Annotated in this window: 16 protein-coding genes and 1 pseudogene; 9 read left to right on the top strand and 8 right to left on the bottom strand. The window is 61.9% G+C overall.

Annotated elements, in window-relative coordinates:
• Window positions 1-56 precede the first annotated feature (56 nt).
• Window positions 57-158: pseudogene (locus tag FFR93_RS20380) on the bottom strand (lipase); the annotation flags it as partial.
• Between the two features lie 209 nt (window positions 159-367).
• Here FFR93_RS20380 and FFR93_RS20385 point away from each other — a divergent pair.
• Together FFR93_RS20385 and FFR93_RS20390 are read left to right on the top strand one after the other, a co-directional pair.
• Window positions 368-664 (top strand): hypothetical protein, encoded by a 297-nt coding sequence (locus tag FFR93_RS20385; RefSeq protein WP_246661345.1) that lies wholly within the window; start codon window positions 368-370, stop codon window positions 662-664.
• Between the two features lie 33 nt (window positions 665-697).
• The gene (locus FFR93_RS20390) at window positions 698-1,417 is read left to right on the top strand and encodes a 4'-phosphopantetheinyl transferase superfamily protein (protein ID WP_138394537.1); all 720 of its coding nucleotides are present in this window, start codon (window positions 698-700) and stop codon (window positions 1,415-1,417) included.
• Here FFR93_RS20390 and FFR93_RS20395 read toward each other — a convergent pair.
• The 3 genes from FFR93_RS20395 to FFR93_RS20405 are packed head-to-tail and all read right to left on the bottom strand — an operon-like array spanning window position 1,390 to window position 6,977.
• Complete coding sequence (locus FFR93_RS20395; RefSeq protein ID WP_138394538.1) at window positions 1,390-2,748, bottom strand: SidA/IucD/PvdA family monooxygenase; 1,359 nt, start codon at window positions 2,746-2,748, stop codon at window positions 1,390-1,392. The genes FFR93_RS20390 and FFR93_RS20395 overlap by 28 nt on opposite strands.
• Window positions 2,745-6,740 carry a non-ribosomal peptide synthetase gene (locus FFR93_RS20400; protein WP_138394539.1) on the bottom strand — a complete coding sequence of 1,332 codons (3,996 nt, stop codon included), beginning with the start codon at window positions 6,738-6,740 and terminating at the stop codon, window positions 2,745-2,747. The genes FFR93_RS20395 and FFR93_RS20400 overlap by 4 nt, the downstream gene beginning before the upstream one ends.
• Window positions 6,741-6,758: 18 nt before the next feature.
• Complete coding sequence (locus tag FFR93_RS20405; protein ID WP_138394540.1) at window positions 6,759-6,977, bottom strand: MbtH family NRPS accessory protein; 219 nt, start codon at window positions 6,975-6,977, stop codon at window positions 6,759-6,761.
• A gap of 194 nt (window positions 6,978-7,171) precedes the next feature.
• Between FFR93_RS20405 and FFR93_RS20410 the strand changes: the two genes are divergently transcribed.
• Genes FFR93_RS20410 through FFR93_RS20420 form a run of 3 tightly spaced genes read left to right on the top strand, consistent with a single transcriptional unit; the run spans window position 7,172 to window position 10,771 of the window.
• On the top strand, window positions 7,172-8,158 hold the full coding sequence (locus FFR93_RS20410) for a GNAT family N-acetyltransferase (RefSeq protein WP_171049234.1): 987 nt from the start codon (window positions 7,172-7,174) through the stop codon (window positions 8,156-8,158).
• A complete protein-coding gene (locus tag FFR93_RS20415; RefSeq protein ID WP_138394541.1) occupies window positions 8,155-9,573 on the top strand; it encodes an MATE family efflux transporter in 1,419 nt (472 codons plus the stop codon). The genes FFR93_RS20410 and FFR93_RS20415 overlap by 4 nt, the downstream gene beginning before the upstream one ends.
• 10 nt (window positions 9,574-9,583) lie before the next feature.
• Window positions 9,584-10,771: a PLP-dependent transferase gene (locus tag FFR93_RS20420; RefSeq protein ID WP_138394542.1), complete on the top strand. Its 1,188-nt coding sequence runs from the start codon at window positions 9,584-9,586 to the stop codon at window positions 10,769-10,771.
• Here the strand turns inward: FFR93_RS20420 and FFR93_RS20425 are convergent.
• On the bottom strand, window positions 10,662-11,318 hold the full coding sequence (locus tag FFR93_RS20425; protein ID WP_138394543.1) for a sigma-70 family RNA polymerase sigma factor: 657 nt from the start codon (window positions 11,316-11,318) through the stop codon (window positions 10,662-10,664). The genes FFR93_RS20420 and FFR93_RS20425 overlap by 110 nt on opposite strands.
• A gap of 162 nt (window positions 11,319-11,480) precedes the next feature.
• Here FFR93_RS20425 and FFR93_RS20430 point away from each other — a divergent pair, with 162 nt between their 5' ends.
• From FFR93_RS20430 to fhuB, 3 genes are read left to right on the top strand one after another with little or no spacing between them, the layout of a single operon-like run.
• The gene (locus FFR93_RS20430) at window positions 11,481-11,972 is read left to right on the top strand and encodes a GNAT family N-acetyltransferase (protein ID WP_138394544.1); all 492 of its coding nucleotides are present in this window, start codon (window positions 11,481-11,483) and stop codon (window positions 11,970-11,972) included.
• A gap of 32 nt (window positions 11,973-12,004) precedes the next feature.
• Window positions 12,005-12,838: an iron-siderophore ABC transporter substrate-binding protein gene (locus FFR93_RS20435; RefSeq protein ID WP_138394758.1), complete on the top strand. Its 834-nt coding sequence runs from the start codon at window positions 12,005-12,007 to the stop codon at window positions 12,836-12,838.
• On the top strand, window positions 12,835-14,802 hold the full coding sequence (gene fhuB / locus FFR93_RS20440) for a Fe(3+)-hydroxamate ABC transporter permease FhuB (RefSeq protein ID WP_138394545.1): 1,968 nt from the start codon (window positions 12,835-12,837) through the stop codon (window positions 14,800-14,802). Before FFR93_RS20435 ends, fhuB begins: the two co-directional genes overlap by 4 nt.
• Window positions 14,803-14,869: 67 nt before the next feature.
• Here the strand turns inward: fhuB and FFR93_RS20445 are convergent, their stop codons facing one another.
• The gene (locus FFR93_RS20445; protein WP_138394546.1) at window positions 14,870-15,619 is read right to left on the bottom strand and encodes an SDR family oxidoreductase; all 750 of its coding nucleotides are present in this window, start codon (window positions 15,617-15,619) and stop codon (window positions 14,870-14,872) included.
• Between the two features lie 94 nt (window positions 15,620-15,713).
• Here FFR93_RS20445 and FFR93_RS20450 point away from each other — a divergent pair, with 94 nt between their 5' ends.
• Complete coding sequence (locus tag FFR93_RS20450; RefSeq protein WP_138394547.1) at window positions 15,714-16,616, top strand: AraC family transcriptional regulator; 903 nt, start codon at window positions 15,714-15,716, stop codon at window positions 16,614-16,616.
• A gap of 22 nt (window positions 16,617-16,638) precedes the next feature.
• Here FFR93_RS20450 and fhuF read toward each other — a convergent pair whose 3' ends face one another.
• Both fhuF and FFR93_RS20460 read right to left on the bottom strand, forming a co-directional pair.
• Window positions 16,639-17,424 carry a siderophore-iron reductase FhuF gene (fhuF, locus tag FFR93_RS20455; RefSeq protein ID WP_138394548.1) on the bottom strand — a complete coding sequence of 262 codons (786 nt, stop codon included), beginning with the start codon at window positions 17,422-17,424 and terminating at the stop codon, window positions 16,639-16,641.
• Window positions 17,425-17,428: 4 nt separating this feature from the next.
• Window positions 17,429-19,603: a TonB-dependent siderophore receptor gene (locus FFR93_RS20460; protein WP_138394549.1), complete on the bottom strand. Its 2,175-nt coding sequence runs from the start codon at window positions 19,601-19,603 to the stop codon at window positions 17,429-17,431.
• Window positions 19,604-19,683: the final 80 nt, after the last annotated feature.

Below are 19,683 nucleotides of genomic sequence, written 5' to 3' on the forward strand. Positions count from 1 at the left end.
TCGTTCGCCCGAATGTCGCACTGAATATTTTAAAGAGTGCTAATTGATAGCCAGCCGTTCACAACCCGATGACCGTGGCCGGACAAAAATTCTGCAAGCTTCTCCATGCTTTTCTTCGTCCGGGCATTACCGTGAAAAAGGACAATCGTATCGTTCATCGTCTATCCGCTAACCTGCCGCTGCAGACCATATATCGACCTCATCGATAAATTCTGAAGTGTGCTGTCAGAGAGCTGCCTCCACAACAGGACTGATCAGAGCGCAAAGCTTCACCCGCGCAAATTTTCCTTCTATGCTGGCGAAATCCATTGGGACGCGCACTGCGGGAGGAATGATGTTCGGAGAAATCAGGTATCGGCTGGGTGGAATGCTTATCCTTCTCGTCGGCGTCGTCATGGCCTGGGTTGCCGTCTGGCAGCCGCTTCACCAATCGGAACTCGGAGCGGCTACAGTAACATGGATGCCGCGCATCGTCGTTCTTATTGCCGTTTGCACGGTGTTCGGTCTTTATCTGCTCGTGACCGGTAACCGGTATCCTTATCGCGATGCCGAGCGGCAGTCCCTGACGACGGCTGGCTGGATATTGTTCTCGATAACGGCCCTGACGGCGCTTGCGGGCTTCTTCTGGATGGATGCGACGCTCAAGTCTCTCGGTTACAGCTAATCCAGGTCAACCGGCCATTCGGGCTGAGGCGCTATGCAGCAATCAGAAAATCAACTTGCCGCGATCAATGTCGTGCTCTGGCGGTATGCGGAGAACGATGGCGACCAGAGCAACTGGATGCGGACGCTTTCGCCGAATGAGCGTGAGCGTGCCGCAACCTACCGATTCGACCGGGACCGAACCTCGTTCATCGCCGGCAGGTATCTGCTGCGGCGAATGTTGAGCGCGCATGCCGGCATCCAACCGGGCGAGGTAGTGCTGCTTGCAGACGAGCACGGCAGGCTGGCGCTCGACCGTCGTGATGCGCCACAATTCAGCCTTGCCAATGCCTATGGGCTGGTCGCAGTCGCCGTCGCTTCAGAATGCGAGTGCGTCGGAATAGATTGTGAGCGCGCGGACGCCGAGATCGAGGAGGCAGCACTGGTAACCTATTGCAGCGCCGACGAGCGACGCTGGCTGGACCATCTGCCCATACGTGAACGTCCGCGCGCGGCTGTTGCGCTTTGGGCGCTGAAGGAGAGCCACCTCAAGGCGCTCGGGGTCGGGCTCGGTGAAGATCCTCGCAACATCACTTTTTCCTGGGAGGATGGCACTCCTGTCGCGGCAAAGGGCGGCACCGCCGACCAGGCATGGCATCACCATCTGATCGAGGGCGGCAGCCAGCACGTCATCGCGCTGGCTGTCCGTTCTCAATGCGCTCTCCCAGGCATTCGCGTGGCTATGTTTCAGGACGACATCATACCGTCTGAATAGCCGGCCTGGAGCTGATGTGGCATGGCGGAAGCGGCCTGCGTCGCCCAGACGAGTTGAGCGTTGTCTGGCTCCGCATCGAAATGCTGCCGGCCGAGAAGCGCGTTGATGATGGTTGCGCTGCGCCAAGCCATCAGGCTGAGCTGCGAGTCGGCAATACCGTGCGAATACCGGCCGGCATTCTGCGCAAACAGCCGATTGGTCCTCGGACCTGTCCACTGCATCGTGTAATCGTCATTCAGACTGGGGTAGCCGTTTCTGTCGAGACTTATTCTTTCGCCAATCGAGCCGAGCGCATCCGGCAATCGGAACCTGTAGCCGGTTGCAAGAACCACCGCGTCGGCATGAAGCACCTCTATCCCGCCGTCAAAATGATTTCGGACGATGAGCCGGTAGGCATTGCCATTCCGCTCCATCTGGATCACATCGCGGCTCGGCGACAGCGACGCGTTGAGCGCGCTCGGTTCGAGATAACGCAGCGCGTAGAGCCGCCGGTAGATCGAATGGATCGTCGAAATCGACAGGCCGTCGCTGGTCAGGATCGAGTTCTTCAAGGCTGCCTGCTTCTGCTCGCCGCCGAGCTTCAGATAGGCCTGCACATATTCAGGCGAGAAGACCTGGTTCGAAAATGGCGTATCGTTGATCGGTTCGAAATTATGTCGCCGGCTGATCCAGGTCAGCTCCTTTATCGAACTCGGGTCACCAAGCAGCGCCTCGACCACCTCACCGCCGCTCTGACCGCCGCCGACCACCACGATACGGGCGGCCTTGAGATCGCCGAGACGCGATTTGGCCTCGCTGTTGTGGAAGCAGTCCCCACCCAGGAAGGGTTTCGCCCAATCGGGCACGAAAGGCGACGACCCCGTGCCGATTACGAGGTTGCGCGCCTCTTCCTGGCCATTGTCGAAGCGTAGCACGAAGCGGTCGTCGCGGTGCTCGACGTCGCGTATGTCGGTGGAAAAGCGCAGGCTCTCCACGCCCTTTGCCACCCAGGCGAGGTAACGGGCGAATTCCTGCCGGGGAACGGCGTCGTAATTGGCGTTCAAGAAGGCGTAGAGCCGCTTATGGGCCACCAGATAGGAAATGAAGGACCAGCGGCTGGTCGGCAAAACCGGGGTGACGAGGTCCTTCAGGAAGGACGACTGCAGTTCTACGCCGGGCATCATCATGCCGGGATGCCAGTCGAAGGAGCCGCGCCGCTCGAAGAAGCGGCTGCGGAGCTCGGGCACTGATTCCAACAGGCAGGCAAGGCTCAGATTGGACGGACCTATGCCTATGCCGGCAACATCGAGCGGCTCGTTCAGGGCATCCCTGCGGGTAAAAGCGACGGTCATGCGTTATCCTTCTCTGTTTCCTTGAGACGCAGGGCAAGCCTTGAATGGAAGGCGGGAGACCCGATCATGTGCAGGTGGTTGGTGCCCGTGATGATTTCGGCCGCGTGCGCCCGCGGCGACAGGCGGCGCCAGTCGATCAGGTTGAGGCCGCGGTTGAGGCTGTCGTCGGCCGCCCAGGGATAGATCGGCACGTCATGGGGAACGAGCCGATGCTTGCGGAAGATGAGCGCATTGTCGATCAGCACCCAGAATGTATGTTCGCGGCTGCTGATGTCAGGCCCGTCAGTTGGAAGCGGATCCTTCTCGTCCCCGACGAAGCGCAGGAACTGCTCATAGGTATCGGCGTCCATCGTCGAAAGCAGCCGGTCCCATTCGGAGCGCATCGCCGTCTTTTGCAGCCAAGCCTGCACGTCCCGATGCAGCGCGTCGCGTTCGCCGGGCCGGAAGCGGGGCTTGGCGCCGATCGCGAATTCGGAGCCGAGGTCACAAACGTCGACCATCGCCATCATCCTGACGTCGACCTCGTTACCGAGTGTGCGGGCCGCCTCGTAGGCCAGCAGACCGCCCCAGGACCAGCCGAGGAAATAGCAAGGGGCTCCCCTGCTGTGCGTCCTGATATAATCGACGTAACTCTCAATGATTTCTTCGATCGGCGCGCCGACTTCCTTCTTCTCGGAAAGAGAATGGCAAATGAAGCCCGTCGCCGGCTGATCGACCCCGAGATAATCGACCAGCTTCACATATTCGCGAGTACTGACGAGAAGGCCGGGGAAGCAATAGAGCCGCGGCTTGGCGCCTGATGCGCGCAGCACGATTACCTCGGACAGGTCCCGCTCTGCTCCCTGTTCCATCACGCCGGCAAAAGCGCGAATAGTCGGATTGTTGAAAATATCGGCGACGGTGAGCGGAACCTTCGGCCGGCGCTGCCGGAGCAGCGAAAGGATACGGATCGCGCCCAGCGAATTGCCGCCGATCGTGAAGAAATTGTCCTCGACGCTGATCGCCTCCAGCTTGAGAACCTGGCGCCACACCTGCAGCACCTCTTCCTCGAGCGTGGTCGCCGGCTCGACGATGGCGCGCTTGACCGGCTGCGGCGCCGGCAGCGCGAACCGGTCGAGCTTGCTGTTCGGGTTGGTCGGCATCTTTTCGAGTTCGACCACCGCCGCCGGCACCATGTAGGAAGGCAGGCTGCGTTCGAGGCCGGACCGGACCGTCTCGAGGTCGAGCGTCTCATCCTTCTTGGGAACGACATAGGCAACCAGAGCCTTTTCGCCCTCGGCATCGTCATCACGCAGCACGACCAGAGCTTCGCCGACGCCGGGCTGCTGCAACAGAGCCGCTTCGATCTCGCCGAGTTCGATGCGGTATCCGCGGAGCTTCACCTGATGGTCGACACGGCCTACGAATTCGACGGTTCCGTCTTCACGCCAACGCGTCAGATCGCCGGAGCGGTAAAGCCGGCCGCCCTCTTTCGAGAAGGGATCGGGGATGAAGCGATCGGCCGTCGTATCCGGCTTGCCGAGATAACCGCGTGCGATACCCTCGCCGCCGATATAAAGCTCGCCGGTCACGCCGATCGGGCACGGATTGAGGTCGGGGTCGAGCACATAGACACGCCGGAGCCCGACGGCACGGCCGAGCGGGGCATAGACGCCCTGGAATTTCGTGCCGGCTCGCACCTTCCAGACCATCGGCGTCATGATGGTTTCCGTGGGACCGTAGCCGTTGATCAGCCATTCCGATTTCAGCGCCCGCGACAGAAGATCGAAGGTCGATTGCGCAAGCCCCTCGCCGCCGAAGGAATAGAGACGCATCGGCGGCGCGCTATCCGATAAATCGGCCCATTCCGCCAGCTGCTGCAGATAGGTCGTCGGAATACTCGCATTGTTGGCGCCGTGCTTGCGCATCGCCGCCAATGTCTCCTCCGGCGTCCAGAGCGGCTGATCTGGGAGGATGATGCTGCCGCCTTCCATCAACGGATTCATCCACCGCTCATGGCCGCCGTCCGAACTGAAGGGCAGGAACGGCAATTCGCGAGATTCCGAGCTCATGCCGTAGACCCGGGAGGTATTCTGCAGATGGTGCGTCAACGGGCCGTGCTCGACGGCCACCCCCTTCGGCAATCCGGTAGATCCCGAGGTGTACATCACATAGGCGAGTTGGTCCTTGTGCGTGGGAACATAGAGCGGCGTATCCGGCTCGCTGTCGAGGTCGGTCTTATCGAGTTCGAGGACGATGGCGTCGAGCTCTTCCGGCAGCCGATGACGCAGCCAGCTATGGGTCAGGACGATCTTGACGCCGCCATCGCGCAGGATGTGATGGTTGCGGACCGGCGGATGGTCGGGCTCGACGGGAATATAGGCGCCGCCGGCCTTCAGCGTCGCGAGGATGCCGACGATCGCCTCCGGCGACCGTTTGATGAAGATCGCGACCGTCACCTCGGCGCGGACCCCGAGCTGCCGCAGCCGATGCCCGAGGCGGTTGGTGCTCGCCTCCAGCCAGCCGTGGCTCCATTCCTCGTCGCCGTAGACGATCGCGGTCTTCTCTGGCGTCCGTCGCGAATGGGCCGATATCAGCTCGTGGACCGGCCGGTCGTCGTTGACGACATTATCCTCATACGGCGCCGACAACCAGTCGAGCTCGTCGCTGCCGACGAGTTCGATATCCTTGATCCGCAGTGTTGGCTGCGCGACGATCTGCTCGAGCACCAGGCCAAAATGCCTGGAGATGCGGGCAATCAAGGCGCCGTCGTAAAGGTCCTGCGCATAGTCGATCAGCCCCGACGCGCTCCCGTCGGGACGCGCCTCGATCACCAGGGATAGTTCGCTGTCGGCGCGCGCGCCCTGTGGCTCCAGGTTCACCGCATCTTTCGCAACCGGGTAGGGCTCGCGGAATTCGAACAGCGCCTTTACAACCGCTTCCTGAGCGGCGACCTCGTCGACGACCAGTTCCTGCGTGATGCGCTCCAGGGGCACGAGCCGGCGCAAGCCCTCCTCCGTCACCGAGGAGATCGTCGCGACGACGTCGTCGAGGGTATGTCGGGAGGCGAGCGGCAGGACTAGGGGAAGAACCTGTTCGGCGCGGCCGCGGCTGGCCAGATGCTTCGCGTTGGGCCGCGCGACGAGAAGCCCGGTCAGCAAAGCATAGTTGCCGCTGTAGCGCGCCAGCAATGCGCAGAAGGCGGCGTGAAGGACACGCTCGACCTGAAATCCTTTGTTCCCCGCATGTCGTTCCAGCTTGCACCAGAGGTCGGACTCGATCGTAAACCGATGCTCAGCGCGCGCTACGCCTGCAAGTCCGCCGCTGTTGAAGCGGGTGGGGAAGGTCGAAGCCACATAGTCGAGGCCGATCGTGTCGCGCCAATATGCGAGCGCTTCCTGCGCCTCATCCGTCTGCAACCACTCGGCTTCCTGCGTTCCGGCCGAAATTTCCGCCGCGCGCACATCCCCGGCGGATTCGCTACTAAGAATTCGCGCCAGGGAATAGGCAAGAAAGGATTTTTCCCGCTCGTCGCAGATGATCGGATGCAGCACGATCGTCAGAAGCGACTGTCCACCGGCAAGCAGGATGATCTGGATGCGCGCGCCCGGGCCTTCCAGGAGATCGAAGCGCCTGTCGCGGAAGGCTTTTCGCGCGGCCAAGGCTTCAGTCTCGGACGGAGCGGCGCCTTCTTTGCCGAGGATTTCGATCGGCACGGCGTTCGATGCGCCGCGATATTGCTCGATGCGGCCGCCCGCGAGCCGGCGGAATCGGATGGCCAGCGACGGATTCTCGGCCACGAGCGCGCGGCAGGCACCGGCAATCGTCTCGACGTCGATCCCGGCGCTCAGTCGCAGCCCGATGACCTGGTCGGGAAAGACCGTGTAATTGCCGATCTGTTCCAGCGACCAGATGCGTTTCTGCGCGATGGTCAGCGGAAAGCTTTCGAAGATTGTGTCCACCGCCGCATCGGTCGGGCGGGCATCGGCGAAATTGGTGATCTGCTTGTTCATCTTGCCATCCAGACGTTTTCAGAGACGCGCATCGGCTGACATGGCCGAGCGCAGGGAGAGCGGGCGGGGATCGCTCCAGACCTCGCGAATACGAGCCAGGCATTCCTGGCGCGAACCGGAAAAACCCGCGGCCTCCCAACTCACCGGAATTTGCTTGTCCTGCGGCCAGACCGAGTAGTGGCGCTCAGCGTCGATAACGACGATCCAGAGATCGTCGCGGGGCTCAAGATTGTCCATTCGAAGCTCCTGCAGAGATTGACGTCTTGCGCAAATGACGGATCTCGCCAGCTGGAGTTTAGAAAATTGATGAGAATTTTTTTCTTCGCTTAACCCTAAATCGGCCCGGAGATGGATCGTCATTCTACCAAATCGGCGCAGGAGCGGGCTACATGCTCGCAACATCAAAAGCCCTGCCGATCAAGGAGAACATCATGGATTTCGACGCCGCCAAACAAAGGCGGGCTCTGCAGGCGCGCAGCTATGTCAGCCTCGCCCCCAATCTCGTCCACCTGAAGACCGCGCACGGGCACCATGAGGCCGCCTTCGAGGTCGAAGCCGGCATCGCAACGATCACTTTCTACCACGGTGATCCCGTACAATCGGCAGAGCTTCTGATGGCGGCCGCCGAAGCGGTGACGGCGGAAAATCGGTTGATCAAGTCGGTCACCTTCGAAGGGCATCAGGCAAGCCTTCCAAGACATATTTCGAGTGCAGGAAAGCTCGATTCCGCGATCATGTGGCAATGGCCGTCGCTGTGGCTGCCGCAGCTAACTTATCCGCTGCCGCCGGTGCAGCAGATGACCGCAGGCCGTTATCATCCGCGCCGGCCGGCAAAGCCCAAGGGCACGGTTTACCAGCGCTTCATCCCCTGGCTGGAGCGGGACATCAGCTTCAGGGTGGCCGATCCGGAGACCGATGTTGCGGCCTTCCACCGCTGGATGAACGACGAGCAGGTCAACACGATCTGGGAGGATGCCGGTTCGATCGACAAGCACCGGGAGATCCTGGAGGAGAGGATCGCCGATCCGCATGTCCTGCCGCTGATCGGCAGTTTCGCCGATATCCCCTTTGGCTATTTCGAAGTCTACTGGGCGAAGGAGAACCGGCTCGGTCCCTTCTACGATGCCGACGACTACGATCGCGGATGGCATGTGGCGATCGGCGAGCCGGATTATCGCGGCAAAAAGTGGATCAGCGCGTGGCTTCCTTCGCTGATGCATTTCATCTTCCTCGACGATCCCCGCACCAAACGCATCGTCGGTGAACCGCGCGCCAGCCATGAGCAGCAGATCCGCAATCTCGACCGCTCGGGCTTTGCCAAGGTCAAGCATTTCGATTTTCCGCACAAGCGTGCGCTTCTGGTGATGCTGACCCGCGAGCGCTTCTTCGGCGATCATCTGTGGGTCCCCGCATCATGAACGACATGAGCGAAATGAGCGGCAGGCTGCGGAAATGGCGGCTTGCCCCCGAAGACCTTGCCAGCCCGCAACTTTTCAGGTTGCTGCTGCGGCTCGGCCTGCCCGCCATGTTCGGCCTGTCGATCAATGCCGCGCACCATACGATCAACATGGTGTTCGTCGGCTTGATCGGCGAAGATCAGATCGCCGCGATCATGATCGTGCTGCCGATCCTCATGCTCGTCGCCGCTTTCGGCGAAGGCATCGGTGTCGGTGTGGCGACCGAGGTCGGGCGGGCGCTCGGGGCCGGCGATCGATCGAGAGCCGGGACCCTGGCCTCCGTCAGCCTTGCCGCCGGCATCGCCTTCGGAGCGGCAAGCGCCGTCGCAATCATTGCGTTCCCATCTTTCCTGCTGTTCGGCGCCACGGCCGCGATCGAGCCACTTGCGCAGCATTATCTCCTCATCATCGCGGTCTCGATCCCGCTGACGATGGCGCAGATCATTCTCGATTTTCTGGCGATCGCCGAGGGCAATGCCCGCTTCAGCATGTGGACGCTGGTCGCCTGTTTCGCGCTGAACATCATCCTGGACCCGATCATGATCTTCGGCTTCGGCCTCGGCCTTCAGGGGGTTGCGATCGCGACGATCCTGTCGCAGTTGGTGGCGCTCTCAATCTATGGCGCCTATCATGCGAGGCGGCTCGGGACGATCCGGCTGACGCTCGGCTGGCGGTTCGGCGATGTCAGGCATCTCCGGCCGGTCCTTGCCGTTGGCGCGCCGACAACACTGACGAGCCTCGCAACGGCCGGCGCAATCGCCGGGATCCTGTCGGTTGCCGGCACCTATCGCGGTGAAGACGGCATTGCCGGGGTCGGGATTGCCTTACGGTTGCTTGGGGTCGGCGCATTGCCTGTCATAGGCATTTCGCTCGGGGCACAGTCCATCTTGAGCTTCGCCTGGGGCCGCGGCGACATCGACCGGGTGCTGTTGGCAGCCCGCCTGCTCTGCGCAGTCACAAGCGCGGTCGGCGGCCTCTATGGACTGACGGCAATCCTCTTCTCCGAACACCTTGCCTCATTCTTCACCGACGATGCATCCGTCGTTTCGATCGCGGGGCAGGCGATCGTCGCAACTCATTTTCCCTTCCTGCTGTTCGGCATCAGGCAAACCGTGCTGATCCTCTTCCAGGCGCAGGGCAGGCCGAAAGCTGCCATCGCGGTCGGCTTGGCGCAGAACGGATATCTTCTCTTTCCGCTGCTTGCGCTCCTGCCGCCCTTCTTCGGTTTTTCGGGCTTGCTCGGAGCCATGTTCCTGGCCTCGGCGCTTACCGGCCTGCTGTCATGCTTCTGCCTGGCGCGGTCGCTCGGCGCGCTCCGGCAGAGCTCAGCCGACCGGCTGACCTCCATCCGTCCCCATCCCAGCTTTTGTCCATGAGAGGATTACGATGAACCAGTCGTTCAGCCCACGCGACCTTGGCGCCCATGCCGCCGCCGACGATCTCTTCACGCCCATCGATCCGGCGGCATTCAATGCCGTCTCGCCGCCGATCTTTCAGACGTCGCTCTTCACCTACGACAGTTACGAGGCGATGGAGGATGTCTTCGCCGGCCGGGCGCGCAACTTCATCTATTCGCGCGGCGACAATCCGACCGTCCGCGAGTTCGAACTTCTGGTCGCGCGGCTCGAAGGCGCGGAGGATGGCCGCGCCTTCTCAAGCGGAACGGCCGCCATCACCTCGACGATTCTCAGCCTCGTCGAAGCAGGCGATCGGGTCGTTGCGGTCCGCCACCTCTATAACGACGTCTATCGCCTTCTGGTGAAGCTGCTCGGCAGGCTCGGCGTCACGGTGGATTTCGTCGATCCCTCCGACCATGACGAGGTGCGCAAGGCGCTGCCCGGCGCCAAGCTGCTCTATCTCGAAAACCCCTCCTCCTTCGTCTTCGAGCTTCAGGACATCGTGGCGCTGTCGTCCATGGCGAAGGAGGCCGGTGTGGCGACCGTCATCGACAATTCCTGGGCGACGCCGCTCTTTCAGAAGCCGATCCAGCACGGCGTCGATATCGTCATTCATGCCGCCTCGAAATATCTTGGCGGCCATAGCGATACGGTCGCCGGCGTCGTCGTCGGCTCCAAGGAGGCGATTGCCAGGATCAACTCCACCTCCTATCCCTATGTCGGCGCCAAGCTCTCGCCCTTCGAGGCCTGGCTCCTGCTGCGGGGCATGCGCACGCTTCGGGTCCGGCTGAAGGAACATGAGCGCAGCGGGCTTCTGCTCGCCGACCGACTGAAACAGCATTCCGCCATCGCCCGCGTTCGCCACCCGGCCTTTCAGGATCATCCCGGCCGGGCGACGCTGTCGGGTTATGCCGGGCTTTTCGCCTTCGACCTCACGCCCGACATCGATGTCGCGCGCTTCGTCAACGCGCTTCGCGAGATCCGCCTTGGCGTCAGCTGGGGAGGGCCGGAAACGCTTGTCGTACCGGCCAAGGTCGCACTGCAGATCCCCGACCGGATGACCACCTTCATCCGGTTCGGCGTGAGCGAGCAGACGATACGTTTCGCTGTTGGGCTGGAAGAACCGGAACTGCTTTGGAGCGACCTGCAGCAGGCGCTGCACGCCGCGAGGCGGTAAGATCCTGCCGATGCTCTTGATCGGGGTGGGCGGGTTCCGTGATCGCCGAATGGCAATGCTGTTCCGCCGCCTTGATCATGAAATTGACAAGCGTCCGCGATACGCCGAGTTCGGCCGCGATATCCTTCTGCGGCACGCCGTTCAGGCGGTGGCGGATGAAGGCGTCGTTGGTTCGCTTCGGCAGCGCCTCGAGCGAGGCAAGCACATCGCGCAGGGTCTCGGCTGCGACCAGCTGATCGAGCACCGTCGGGATCGGCGCCGTAATCTCCTGCACCTGATCTATCGACCTATAGTTGTTCATTTGCTGACGCCGGCGGCGGCTCTCGTCCAGTGCGAGGTTGTAGACCATCCTGAATGCGTAACCAATCGGGCAACGAATGCCTTCGACGTTCACCCCGTAAGCTTTGATCACTCCGTCCTGAAATATATCCTCAGAATATGACCTTGATTTAACAACGCTTTCAATCGTCTTAAGGAGCTTTTCCTTATTTTCGATCATCGCGTTGACAACCGCATTTCCGTTCACATCACGATGCGATGCTCGCATGTCCTGTACCCTTTTTACAAATGGAAAATCAGGCTCTGTCGTTGCTGGTCGGTTCGGCCTCGGTGTTGCCTTTTGCACAAAGGTACACGATGTGATTGCAGTGTCTAATTTAAGGTGATAACAGGAGTCAAGTTTAAATCGACCGGCTGGAGACGAGAAAATATGGGACGAACAGTTGAGATCCTGAGTGGTAAGGCCGAGCTCTGCCGATCGATCATGAAGGCCCTGCCCGACTGGTTTTCGGAACCAGAGGTCATCGACGCAAGCGCCGAGGCGGTCGAAGATCTGCCGGTGTTCGGCTATATCGAGGCGGATGTCGTTACTGCCATGATCGCTCTCAAGCCGCATTTGCCCGGCGCGGTCGAGATCGCGCTGATCGCGACAAGGCCCGAATATCACGGCCAGGGCGCCGGGCGACATCTCGTCGATGCGGCCGAACGCTTCGCCCATGAATCGGGCGCCCGGCTGCTGACAGTCAAGACGCTCGCGCCACGCGGCCGCGACGAACCGCAATTCGAGGCGACGCGGCGCTTCTATGACCGGAACGGCTTCGTCAGGGCCGAAGTTTTTCCCAGGCTCTGGCACGAGGACCATCCATGCCTGTTCATGGTCAAGCCGCTCGCTGGGGCGCAGCCGAGCGAGACCGCGCTTTGAGACGACGTGACTTTCTTCTGGGCGCGCTGGCGATAACGGGCGCACCCACTATCACGCGCGCAGGCGATAGTGGCGTCGTGTCGCTCGATTACGGGTTGGCATCGACGATGCTGGCGCTCGGCAGCGTGCCGCGTGCCATCGCCTCGCTGCGGAACTGGTCGGAATGGGTCGTCGAGCCGACCATGCCGCAAGGCGTCGTCGATATCGGCACCACGTCGGAGATCAATCTCGAAGTCCTCACCAGCCTCCGGCCATCGCTCATCCTCAGCACGCCGTTCCTTGCGGCGCTCGATGAAAAGCTGTTTCGCATCGCGCCCGTGGAGACTTTCACGGTCTATGCCGAAAACGGCGAGGCGCTCGGCCGCGCCTACGTCGAGACGCTGCGTCTCGGCGCCATGATCGGGCGGAGGCAGGAAGCGGAGGCATTTCTCGCCAGCGCCGACGCCACGTTCGGCCGGCTGCGCGAGCGGGTCAAGAGCCTGTCCGCGCCTCCTGTCGCCGTTATCAACTTCATCGACCAGAGACATGCGCGCATCTATGGCGGCCCCGGCCTTTACGGCGGCGCCATGAGACGCATCGGCCTCGAGAATGCCTGGAAAGGGGAGGCCAGCTATTGGGGATTTCGAACAATCGGCCTGGAACAGCTCGCCGATCTCGATGAGGAGGCCCATCTCGTCGTCGTGTCGCCGCTGCTGCCGCCCGATGTCCTGACCCGCCTTTCAGAAAGCCCGCTCTGGACCAGCCTTCCCTTCGTCCGGCGGCAGCGGATCTCGGTCGTGCCAGGCGTCCTGATGTTTGGGATGGTCCAGGAGGCTTTGCGCTTTTCGACCATAATGGTCGATGTTCTGGAGACTGCCGCCCGATGAAAGCGCAATCTTCCCGCTTTGGCGCGCCCGCACTTGCGGTGCTGCTGCTGTTTTCTGGCCTCAGCCTGGCCGCCGTTGATCTCCGACCGGCGCTGCCGCATCTGGAGGCGAGAGGCAGTTACGACGCGCAGCACCTTCTCCTTCTCCATTCGACGCTTCCGCGCATGGTCACGGCCCTGATCGCGGGAGCCGCCCTCGCACTTTCGGGAACGATCCTGCAGCAGGTGCTGCGCAATCCTCTGGCCTCGCCAACGACGCTCGGCGTTTCGGCCGGCGCCAATCTGGCGCTGGTATCCGTCATGCTCGCCTTCCCCTCACTGACGGGATGGGGCCGCGACGCGGTAGCGCTCGGAGGAAGCGCCGCTGCCGCCTTCGCCATCTTTTCTATCAGCGCCCGGCACGGCTTCTCGCCCTTTTCGCTCATCCTGTCGGGCATGATCATCGGCCTCTGGTGCGGGGCTGCGGCGGCCATCCTCATTCTGATGAACGATCAATATCTCTCGGGGATCTTCATCTGGGGCGCCGGGTCGCTGTCGCAGCAAAGCTGGTCAATCCCGACCTCGCTGCTGCCTAAGGTGGCGCTGCTCGCCGCTCTTGCCCTTATCGCCACCAGACCGCTGGCGCTCAGCCAGCTCGGCGATGCCGGAGCGACGAGCCTCGGCCTGCCGATCAAATGGGCGCGCGGCTTGATCATGGCGATCGCGATTGCGCTGAGCGCCCTCGTCACCAGCGCCGTCGGCGTCATCGGTTTCATCGGCCTGGTCGCGCCGCAGATCGTTAGGCTGGCCGGCGCAACACGCGTCCTCAGCCAGTTGATCTGGTCGCCCATCGCAGGTGCCGGCCTTCTGCTCCTGACCGACGAGTCGATCAAGCTTCTTGCTCCCGGCGATTTCGTCCCAACGGGAGCGGTGACCGCACTGCTCGGCGGGCCGATCCTCATCGCGCTCCTGCCGCGGCTTGCGACGGCCTCGCGCGCGCTGCCCGGCATGGCCTCGCCGCGGCTCGTGTTCGGCAACAGCGCGGCGGCATCGCTTGCCCTGCTTCTTCTCTCCGTCGTCGCATTAGCGATTGCGGCGATCTTTTTCGGGCGCGCCACCGACGGTGCCTGGGCTTGGCTTCCGGCCACCTCGTGGGAGGAAATCCTTCCCCTTCGCCTGCCGCGCGTCGCCGCGGCTTTCGGCGCCGGAACCGTGCTCGGCGTGACAGGCCTCATTCTGCAGCGGCTGACCGGAAACGAAATGGCGAGCCCCGAGGTTCTCGGCGTGTCGGCTGGGGCGACGCTCGGCGTCGCCGCCGCCATGTTCGCCTTCGCCGCGCCGGGGCTGACGGTTCAGCTTGCCTTTGCCGGCGGCGGCGCGCTTGGCGTGCTGCTGCTGATCTTCCTCTTGAGCGCCCATTCCGGCTTTGGCCCGAACCGCGTGCTGCTCGCCGGCATTGCCTTCGGCGCGATCCTTGACGCGGGCATCGGCGTCCTTGCCGCAGGCGGCGACCCCCGCGGCCTGGCGCTTATCCGCTGGATGGCGGGCTCGACCTATTTTGTCGACAACACGGTTGCCGTGAGTGCTCTCTCGATCGCCCTTGCCTGCCTCGTGGCGGCTTTTCTCGCCAGCCGATGGCTCGCCCTCCTGCAACTCGGGCCGGAGACGGCGAGCGAACTCGGCCTCAGGATCGCTCCCGCCCGAGCGGTACTGTTCGGGCTCTCGGCGATCATGACGGCAGCGGCCACACTTGTGGTCGGCCCCTTGAGCTTCATCGGGTTGATGGCGCCGCACCTCGCCCATGGGCTCGGCCTCCGCCGGCCCTCCATCCAACTCCTCGCCGCCGCCCTCATCGGAGCGATCCTGCTCGTCATCGCCGATTGGGCCGGCCGCATGATCGCCTTCCCCTATCAGGTCCCCGCCGGTTTGATTTCGGCTCTTGTGGGAGCCCCGATGCTGTTGATTGTTCTGCGCCGGCGACCGTGAGAGGCGCCCCCGCCCCTCGAGACAAGTATCCGTGAAGCCGTTTTGAGCCATGCGGCTTCGCGTCCGGTCAGCCGGCCAATGCCTCGGCATCGGCTCCTGCGGGAATGCGTATCGGAGAGGACGGATCCTTCGCGGCGCGCCACACGGCCTCGACGACAGCGGAGGGCTTGGTCAAGGCAGTTTCGGGCTGCTGCTCCCAAGACGCGAACACGTCCGAGACGACGGAGGAGTAAGCCTCGGGGAAGCCGCCCTGCTTTTGCATTCGCGTCCGTGCCGTTTCACTGAACCGCGTATCCGGCGCCCGCCCTGGAAGAACGATCCTCACGCGCACATTGAACGGCTCGAGCTCGAGCGCAACGGACTCGGTAAAGGCATTCACCGCTGCCTTGCTGGCCGTATAGACCGAGAGGAGCGGAAGCGGCTTCAGCGTCACGCTCGACGTGATATTGACGATGACCCCCTCCTGCCTCTCCCGCATCTGCGGCAGGACCGCTTGCGTCATGGCGATTGTGCCGAGCGTATTCGTCTCGAAAATATCGCGGACAATATCCATCGGCGTCCCCTCGACCGCGTTGAGCCAGCCGATGCCGGCGTTGTTCACCAAGACGTCCACCGGACCGGCCACATCAAGCGCAGCTCGGATGCTTTCAGGGCTTCTCACGTCAAGCGCGATGATCTTGAGGTTCTCCGATGGTGGTAGAATGTCTTCGCGCGGTGCGCGCATGGTGGCGACCACCTTCCAGCCCTTGCCCCAGAAGAACCTGGCGATCTCAGCGCCAAATCCCGACGAGCACCCTGTAATGAGAACGGTTTTCATCTCTGTCTCCTATTATGCTGACCGCCTAGATATAGACGGCGACCATCGATACTGCCTATGATGCAATGTCCGAATTTCGTTATCAGGAGTATCGATGAGCGACCCCTTGGCGGAGATAGTCACACTATTGCAGCCGGCGGCGCACCTTTCGAAGGTTGTCAGCGGAGCGGGAACCTGGCGCGTTGAACGCCACGAGACGGGGCAACCCTTTTACTGCGTGGTCATGGAAGGTGCCTGCCTGCTGAGCACCAAGGACGATCACATCATTCTCCGCCAGGGAGACTTCATGCTGATCCCGGCCGCCTCTTCATTCACGATGTCGAGCCTCGACAGCGGACCATCCGCTGAAATCGCCCCCCTCACTGTCACGGTATTTCCTGATGAGACACGGCACGGCGAGCCCGAAGGAGTTGCGAATGCGCGACTGCTCGTCGGTCACTTCGCCTTCGGTTCGCCTGATGCCGCCCTGCTGGTCTCCTTGCTGCCGCGCCTCGTCCACATCAGCAACGATCAGCGGCTTTCCGCTATCGTCCAGCTACTGACGGACGAAGCCCGGACCGAGCGGCCAGGAAGAAACATGATCCTTGCCCGGCTCTTGGAAGTGCTGCTTGTCGAGGCGCTGCGCTCGACCGGCGAAGAGACGGCCTCGGTCGGAATCCTGCGAGGTCTGAACGACGGACGTCTCGTCTTCGCCATCCGTCGATTGCATGAAAATCCAGCCAGAGAGTGGACGGTGGAACAGCTTGCCGAGGCAGCCGCACTGTCACGGTCTGCATTCTTCAACCGCTTTCGCCGCGTCGTCGGCATGGCGCCGATGGAATATCTGATGTCCTGGCGGATGGCGCTCGCCAAGAACCTGTTAAGGCATAGAGATCTCGGAATTCAGGAAATCGCGGAGCGGGTCGGCTATGGTTCAGCAAGCGCGTTCAGCACGGCATTTACCCGCTTCGTCGGAATGCCTCCGTCGAGATATGCCGAACTGGCAAAAACCGCCTGAGTTGCGGCGGTCGCATTATGCCTTAGTGGCGTCCGTCGGGCAGGGGGCAGGCTTCGCCGCAACCGCCGACACCCGGCAGGTTATAGCGCAGGCAGCAGACTTTGCGGCGGGCGAATTCGAGCCCGCATTGCTGGCGTGCGGTGCGGATCATGCCGAACATCGGATTGCGCGCGCCGCCCGGCCAGTGCGCATCATCGAGCAGCGTCATGCCGCCCTCGACGAGGGCGGGCTCGTGGCGATGAGCGATCTCTTTGAGAATCCAGGAGAGGTAGGCCGCGACATTGTTCCAGAGAAGCTTCGGCGCGACGCCGGCATTAGCGGCGATCGCGGCGATGACGGGCTCGGCATGGCCGAGCATCAGCCGGTGAAGCTCACCGGCTGGGTCGGTGGTCGGTTCGGGCATGCCAGACAGCACGAATGCTTCCGGTTCGCCGGTCTGCTCATTACAGACGAAAGACAGTCGGTTGATCTCCATTGGCAAGGCGATGCGGTTCACGAACATGTGGACGCTCGGAGCGATCGTCAGCATGCTGAAATAATAGAGCGTCCACATGGAGACGATCGCGCGGCGATCGCTGCCCGGAAATTTTTGCCCATAGCGAGCGATGATGCCGTCAAAGATGTCCCGGTCGCCGAGCTCGCTGCAGAGAACGATGATCCCGGTTGGTGGCGGAGAAGCCAGCAGCTTGCCGCGGCAATAAGAAAACGGACCATCACCAACCAGGCCATCGAGGCCGACCGCCTGGCGGGCGACAGGATGATCGGCGATCGAAGAGCGAGAGACCGCCCCGTTCATCTCCACCGCCATGCCGTTACCACCGATACTTCAGAGTTGCGGTCATGTTGCGGCCCTGGCCGAGATAGCAGAAGCCCTCGTTGCAGACGGTGTCCCGCTCATCGGCAATGTTGCGGATATTGAAGGCCGCCGTCAGGCCTTCGTATTTCTTGTCGACCGCGCCGAAATCATAAGCGGCGGACGCGTCGATGTAGAAGCTCGAGGGGTTCTTCGACGTATTGGCCGTATCCGTCCAGTTCTCGCTAACATAACGGACGCCCGCGCCTACTGACAGACCATGGAAAGGATTGGTTTCCTGGAAGGTATAGTTGGCCCAGAGGCTTGCGACATGCGAGGGCGTCAAGGCTGGCGTATTGCCCTCGTTTACACCGCCTCCCGTCACTTCCGACTGGTTGTAAGTGTAGGCCGCAATAAGATCCCAGCCATCGGCTACCGCCGCCCGGGCTTCAAGTTCGATGCCCTTTCCGGTTACTTCGCCGATCGAGCCATAAGCAAACATCACCGGATCGACCAGTACCGGCTTGTTCTTTTCGACGATGTGATAGGCAACGGCCGACAGGAGAATGTCGGAGCCGGGCGGCTGGTATTTCACACCGAGCTCGTATTGTTCACCCTCTGTCGGCGCCAGGATCTTGCCGGATTGCGAGCGATTGTTCACCGGATCGAACGAGGTGGCATATGAGACGAAGGGAGCAACGCCGTTGTCGAAGAGGTAGAGCGCCCCGGCTTGCCAGGAGAAGGCGTTCTTGTCGACTTCCTCCGAGCTGACCGTGGGCAAGGTCGCATCGCGCGTCTGGTTCACCCAGGTCTGCCGGCCGCCGAGGTTGAAGCGCCAGTTTCCGGCCTCGATCTGGTCCATGGCGTAAATGCCGACCTGCCGCATGTCGGCAACGGAAGCCAAGATACTATAGTCCGGCGTAGCGCCCGAGACTCCATAAGTCGGGTTGGCGATATCGAAGTCGAACGCCGGATCGGCGGCTCCGGCGCCATATCCGAAGCTCGACTGAAGATTGGTGTAGTCGAGCCCGAACAGCATCGTATGGGCAAGCGGGCCTGTATCGAACTTCGCCTCGAGCTGATTGTCGATCTGGAAAACGTTCATTTCGTCCCGGATCGCATTGGTGCCACGATGCGCGACGGTTCCGCTCCAGCCGGTAACGCCGAGATAGCGGGCCTCCAAATCGAGATGCGAGTATCGCAGGTTCTGCCGGAAGGTCAGCCCGTTGTCGAATTCATGCTCGAACTGATAACCGACCTGCTGCTGCTTGACCTTCTGGTAGTCGTAGTCGGGATCGCTCGCCCTGAGCTCGTGGATCTTGCCGTCCAAGGTCGTGATCGCTCCGACGTTGGAGTCGGTTTCGTCCGATTGCGCCAGACCGTATACCGTGAAAGTCGTGCCCTCGTCAGGCTTCCAGCTGAAGGACGGCGCGAGGAAGTAGCGGTCGTCGGCAATGTCGAAATTAGTATCGCCGCGGCGGGCGAGGCCAACGATGCGATAAAGGAAATCGTCGTTGCCTTCGCTGATCGGCCCGCCGAAATCGAACATTCCCTGCAGCCGGTCCTCGGTGCCGTAGCTAATGCCGACTTCGCGGATCGGCTCCTCGGTCGGAAGCTTCGATATCTTGTTGACGAGGCCGCCCGGCGATCCCGCACCATAGAGAACGGAAACCGGGCCCTTGATCACCTCGACGCGCTGCAGCTGATAGGGATCGGTGCGGAACATCCCGTAGTTGATGTAGGGTTGGCGCAGTCCGTCACGAAAGTCCCCGACCGTCGTGACGTTGAAGCCGCGAATGTAAATCTGGTCGAAACGCGGATCGAAGCCGTTCGGCCCCGTCGTCACGCCGGCCGTATAACGCACCGCCTCGATGACGGTCTGTGCGCCGCGTTGCTCGATTTCCTTCTCCGTCGTCACCGAGATCGAACGCGGTGTCTCGACCAGCGGGGTGCTGATCTTGGTCGCGCCCGAGCTGTTTTTGGCCGTGACTGATGTTCGGTCGGTCTTGCTATCTGAGGATGCACCTTGAATGACGATCGGTTCCAGCGCAGTCGCGTTGGCATCTGCGGAGGCGCTCTGGGCAAAGGCCGGCGATATGGCAACGCCGATCAGGAAGATCGCTGTCGAGGCAAATAAGGTCTCTCTATAAATTTCTGGTAGATTATTAGAAACGTTCAAAAAAACACGCGGCATTGCTTGGTCCCTGCGTCACGGATGCGGGCGGAACCTATGGAGCGAAATTGACCTTGTCAACATAATATGATTGTTTTTGT

Source organism: Rhizobium sp. MHM7A (assembly GCF_005862215.1).
In the GTDB taxonomy this organism is placed as follows: Bacteria; Pseudomonadota; Alphaproteobacteria; order Rhizobiales; family Rhizobiaceae; genus Rhizobium; species Rhizobium bangladeshense.